4 protein-coding genes are annotated in these 5565 nt (G+C 56.6%); 1 reads left to right on the top strand and 3 read right to left on the bottom strand.

What is annotated here, in order from left to right; genetic code table 11:
• Positions 1-1600: 1600 nt before the first annotated feature.
• Positions 1601-1894: a hypothetical protein gene (locus LCM4576_RS31575; protein ID WP_131803333.1), complete on the bottom strand. Its 294-nt coding sequence runs from the start codon at positions 1892-1894 to the stop codon at positions 1601-1603.
• A 300-nt stretch (positions 1895-2194) separates the two neighbouring features.
• Here LCM4576_RS31575 and LCM4576_RS31570 point away from each other — a divergent pair, with 300 nt between their 5' ends.
• Complete coding sequence (locus LCM4576_RS31570; RefSeq protein ID WP_040973277.1) at positions 2195-2458, top strand: hypothetical protein; 264 nt, start codon at positions 2195-2197, stop codon at positions 2456-2458.
• Between the two features lie 520 nt (positions 2459-2978).
• On the opposite strand, the gene LCM4576_RS36685 is transcribed toward LCM4576_RS31570, so the two are convergent.
• Positions 2979-3119 (bottom strand): hypothetical protein, encoded by a 141-nt coding sequence (locus tag LCM4576_RS36685; RefSeq protein WP_157900508.1) that lies wholly within the window; start codon positions 3117-3119, stop codon positions 2979-2981.
• A gap of 193 nt (positions 3120-3312) precedes the next feature.
• Entirely contained in the window at positions 3313-4839 is a 1527-nt protein-coding gene (locus LCM4576_RS31560) for a Fic family protein (RefSeq protein WP_071036265.1), read from the bottom strand.
• Positions 4840-5565 lie beyond the last annotated feature (726 nt).

The following is a 5565-nucleotide window of genomic DNA, read 5'->3' as shown; positions in this document are numbered from 1 at the left end:
CGGATCGTTCAACGGGCGGTATACAGGGGCGGGGCATCAACCGGATCCGACAGCTTCACAACCGCAGCCGGACAGGCTTGTCAAATGGGAAGATGGGCGGGCTCRCCGTTGCGGGGCAACGCTGGCACTGCTGCGTCGCGTATTCAAGATCGGCGAAGTGTCGATCCCCKGACACRGCACCGGCGCCTACCAAATTCGTAGCGAATTGGTTGTAGCCAACGACTTCGACATTTGGCGAGAGACAGAACACCCGGTCGTCCTTCGTCGGCCACGGATGCTAAACAGAAGCTTCCCGCAACACTTTAGAGTAGAGTTTTGCAATGGGCAGGACGCCGAGCTGGGAAGCCGTTCCAAGGCTGGTTAGCCATCGATCGTTCGCCTCCTCTTCTCTGCACCGAAGCTGCCCGCGTCTGTAACTCGGCGTGAGAACGAGGGCCGCTTCGCCGGTTCCGTCCCCGGAGTCGCCTTCGTCTCCCGACGAATCCCCATCCCGTTCGCCGTCACCGACTCGACCTGTCATTTCGCCCTCCAGTTTTTGAAGGCCCGGATAGGCGAAAAGAGTGAGGCACGAGTTAAGCCTGTCTCCCGAATATCTGCGTGTTTGGCCGCCCAATTGTTTCGAATTGTCAGCTTTGACTGGGCAACACTCCGGATAAATCGCTTCTGCAGCCCCACGCTCGACCGACGGAAATCTCAGGTTGGGAATGTTTTTCCGGCCTGCTCACCGCGCCTGCGGCTGTGGCAGGACACGCTGAAAGGAGCGCGGTCGCCTTCCGAGTAGTGGGGCGAGGGTGCCCCGGCTTTCGAGCCGTCGAAGTAGATAAGTCTGCTTGCCACATCGCCTGCTGCGTTCCCGCGATCTTTACATTTAGGTGGCCGCCGTTTCTCGTCGCGATCGCCATGTTTTGATGTCATAATGGTGTACCACTAGCTTTACGACGGTGCCGTTGGGAAGCGCTACTACGGCTAGATGTTCTTGAAGTTAGGATCAAATTTATTATCGAGCGTGACGGCATGAGAGCGTCACGGGCATAGGAGGTCCGCTATGCCTGAAGAGAATGACCAGACGACTTTTTCCTTTACGAACTCCTCCCCGTAGCATCGCATGTTGCGCGAATGGCAATCGAAGAACGCAAATATCCCGGTGAGCTGGCATCTGCACAGCAAGTCCACGAGCTCGCGGAAGAATATCGCAAGGGGGCAAATCTCCTCCTACAGCTCGGCCGCCCGGCAAGGCGCTTACCAGGGCGCCGTTCAGATTGGCGGCGATCCATGCGATCGAACTCTACCTGACCGCGCTCTTGCTCCACCGTGGGCACAATCCCAATCAGATCCGGAAAATGCACCACGACCTGTCGGCGCGGACGGAGCACACTCTGGCAGCGGGCCTACGCCTTCGCGCGAAAACGGCCAAGCATCTCCAATCCCTAAGCCAGAACCGGGAATATCTCGTCACCCGCTATGGACCGGAACTGGCAGCAACCGCATCGCAGATAAACCGCCTCACCGCCACCCTTGAAGAGGTGGCGGCAAAGGTTACGGCATTGATCGGGCCGTCGGCCAGGTCGCTGCAGGCAGACGCATCTGCCGCCGGCGAGGGTCAAGGCATGGATTCGGCGGCTTCCTTGTCCGCGGCGACCGCCAGTTGCACGACATGATGCACCAGGAACAYGTCAATGAGGTACGCGACCTCGTCCCGTGAAATCGGCAGCATGTCTGCAGTGATTTCATTGTCGACATAACGCTCGGCATCCCAAAGGGTGCGAGTCAGTTCCTCGTTGGCAGCCTCAATCCGCCCAATGACCCTTTCGAACGCGGCGTTGGCGGCCTCGATAAGCACGGCACGGTCGGCCCCGGCGACTGGCAGGGACGCAATAACGGCATGGGAATCCATGACGTACATTTCCTTCTTGGATGGCGATCTCTTGCCTCAGCATTTTCGGTCGCCATGCCGACGCTGGTTCTTGAAGGGGTGGCTAGTCTAAGCKCCAGGCGCCACCCTGTGCTCACATGCGCAGGCCGCAGGATACGCAAGAATCCGACAGATGCAATCGAAGGATTCTGGCGAAGAATTTCGCTGCTGGATGYGGCTCGCAACCTTTGGAATCGCGCAGGTTGYGAGTGCACGCGGTGATTGCCATATTGYAGGAGAGACACGCGAGGAAAGACCTTCGAGATGGCAGGCGAACGACTCATGAAGGCAAGCGATATCCCTGCCTTCGTAGACAGGGTAATCAAGGCCGGCTGTGACATCTGTGCCGTCGGCCAGTTCAACTATTGCCTGGGAGACCTCGAGGAAATGGCGGCGGCGGAGGACGAACTTCAACGAATAGGCGAAGAATTTGGCGATCGCGACTTTCTGCTACCTGAGATCGCCGCCTACTTGCGAACCATCGGACGGTACATAGACCCCGACTCGTCGGTGTCGCATTGGTCGGAGAACGGGAAAGCACAATAGGTGCTTCTCGTCTTGATCTATCACAGCTCCCACTGACCAGCGATCCGGAAACCGCGAGCGCCGCGAACAGGGCGACGGCCAGCGGCCTGAGTGGWGGACGACCTGCGCAACGCCAGCCGAGGAAGAGATCCGTCTCGGCATTCCCGAAGGAATGGCGACACGATTCTATTGTCTATTCTGGCCACTTCAACCGAGGAGGAGCCACGGCTCCKGGTCAGTTCCACGGGGACCAAACTCGTTGCCGTGGCGGAGGTGTGGAATGCCATTGGAGCAATCGCCTCAGCCATGAAGGGGAACGTTTCGGGAAGCCAGGTCGCCCTGCTGGCCGCGCCCTATATTGGGGGAATGCAGTTGAGTAACATCGCGATGGGGGCACATTCGCGACGTCAATGAAGGGAGCGTCCGAACCGCACCCTACTATTACTTGCTTAAACAGCAACGCTAGATTCGCGCATCTGCGGCATTCGATTCTTGCTTCCGGACAACGCAAGCTCATGTGGAAACTGGAGCTCGAAGATTGTCAGCAGAACCGTTCCCCATAAAGCAGGATCTTTTCCAGCGAGGGCGTAAAGGATTCGCTTTCCTCGAAAGCATGGTCTTCCCCTTGCCGCTCGACGGCAAAGGCGCCAAGTACCGAGCGGCTCGCCTCACGTCCGAACATGCGAAGCTTAGTACGCCGTCTTCGCTGCGAACATGAACCTGGAAGCCGCAAAGGAACTTGCCAGCCTGCTGCCGCTTCCTCCGCTCTGTACGTCGTCAGGTGGGCTGATTTCGATGGTGCCGTCTGATTTCGCGGGCTGCGGGATGAGCAATGGCAAATCACACCGTCATCGCRCAGGATGACAGGAGAACAGTCAGAGTTTAGGTCCGCCTGACATGGAACCTCTGCTACCATCACCGTCATCATCTTCTGGACGCGGTAGACGAAGCCTGATCGCTTCTCGGTCGCCGACTTCTGGGCGAACAAAAGCGTTTGTTTTTGTGAGAAAGGAGGTTGCCCTCTGGAGCGTTGACCAATTGATCGCGTGAACGTAACGCTGTGCGAATTCGAGCGTTCTGATGAGAGCGTTGGGGTCTCCTGCATTGGTTGTCATCCGAAGCCCCTCGAGGTAGTTCGAACGGTAGACGGTCGGAATGATAATCCGCGTTTCCTTTGATGTCGTCAGCTCTGCATTCATCATGATCCGGGCGGTTCTGCCATTTCCATCGTTGAATGGATGGACCTCGGCGACCAAGAACATCATGAAGATAGCCCTGTCCATCGCGCTATCGAGACGTTGATGGATTTTGAAACCCTCCTTCAGCGTGCCGATGACATCCTCTGGCTTCACAAAGGTAACCACCCCAAATCTGTTTTCTTTTGTCTTGAATTGGCCTGGTGATTTCTCCGGCCTCGCATTCATGATCCGCTTGTTGCGCTGCTTCAGAAGTTCGATGAAGTCATCAAAATTATGTGGAACGCGGCCATTGTCATTCGGATCTGAGACAGCTTCGAACGTGCCCACTATATCATGAGCATCGGCTGGCCGCTCCTTAGGGATAGCTCCATTGAAGACGATATCTTGGGCCTCATCTAGTTCGAATTCTGTGCCTTCGATGAAGTTGGAGAAGTATGCCTCGAAAAAGGCCTGATTGATCTTGCCTTCAGGGCTGAGAGTGGAAAGCAGTGGAGCTTGGGGCGCCCTGCCTCTGAGAAGGTCGTAAACCTTATTGAACAGATCGATGCGTTGTAGGTCGTAGGATTCCCCGGAGACATGAGCAAGCACGGCTGGCGCCGACAGTTTGGCTTCTTGCGTAGCGATCAGGGCGCCGATCATAGAACCCAGCTGTCTGGCTTCATCGATCAACCCGAGTTCGCTCCCGACCTTCTTGATCTGATCGCGTAAGATATTGATGCCCGTCTCGCCACCAGTGCGGTAATGCTTGAGAAGATGGGTTTCGATCTCGCTACGCGATGCCGTTCTTGCGATCCCGCTTCTTGAGCGAGACGGTATCATGTTTTCCACAAACGTGCGGGCTAGTGACGTGCAATACAGATTCACGCGCATCGGGTAATCGCCCTCTATTCTGTCGTGCCCCTTGCGTGACCGGATAACGCACCCCGGCAATTCGACATCACGCTTGGTTTTGGCGATCAGGAACACAGAGCCGTCGCTGGCAGGCTTCTGTTCTAGGGYGGTTCGATCTGCWACGATCGCATCTGGGAAATAGAGAGGGACGATCTTCCAGATGTTGCGCCGGACGAGAGCCGTCCGGTCTTCGAACATGTGGGTCGTGTAGAGGCGGCTCCCGATCTCGCGCAGCTTCCCTGCCTCTGCAGCACGCGAGACTTTTAAGGAATTCTCCTTTGTCGACAGCACAAACTCAGGGAAGTCGCTCATTCCTGCTCCATTAAGGGTTCGAGACAGCGGCATTTTGAAAAGAATTCCGACTTAAGTGATCGTCTTTGAAAACTTTAAGCACTTAACGGTTTAGATATACGTTCGCTGGGCGAGYCCAACAAGGTCGGGAAGAGCCGAAAATGAAAATAATTGAGAGTTAATGGCTTAGATTCGAAAACTTTTCCGACATAAGAACAAGTCGGGCGGGCCCGAGCCATCGGTGAGCTGGATGTTGAGCCAGATTCAGTGGCGCGTCAGGGGGAGGAGGAGGGATGACCGCGAGCCGAGTACCRCTCGGCGATCGTTGCACCACAGACGGTGCATTTCTCTCACAATCCGCTGCTTATCACTTCCGGTTCTCCGGAGCGGCCAGATGGCCGCTGCATTACAAAACATTGGCTTGTAGGTACAAACTTTGCGTGTCTGAGCGCCTGTCTGCTCCGGCGGCTCTCAGATTCTGCTCAGCTGTCATAGCGCGTCAGTTTGTTGTCAGGTCAGCCAGGCTACGTTCCGCCTCAAGCGAGCAATGGTTGTCAGGGATGTTGAAGGTGATTGCGACCTCCCGACTGCGAGCGAAAGGGATTCGAGCGTCGGCCCGGCCAAGGGCCTGCTCGATTTACCGATCCGACAAGGTGCTTCCTTCAGAGCTCCCGGGTTCGATGCCCTGGCGCGCTTTGGGGTTCCTGAGCGGCGACCATGTTGGGTCGCCTGTCGTTGCTCCACACA

The organism is Mesorhizobium sp. LCM 4576, assembly GCF_001854815.1.
GTDB lineage: Bacteria > Pseudomonadota > Alphaproteobacteria > Rhizobiales > Rhizobiaceae > Mesorhizobium > Mesorhizobium plurifarium.
This window is presented reverse-complemented; position numbering and strand designations above follow the sequence as displayed.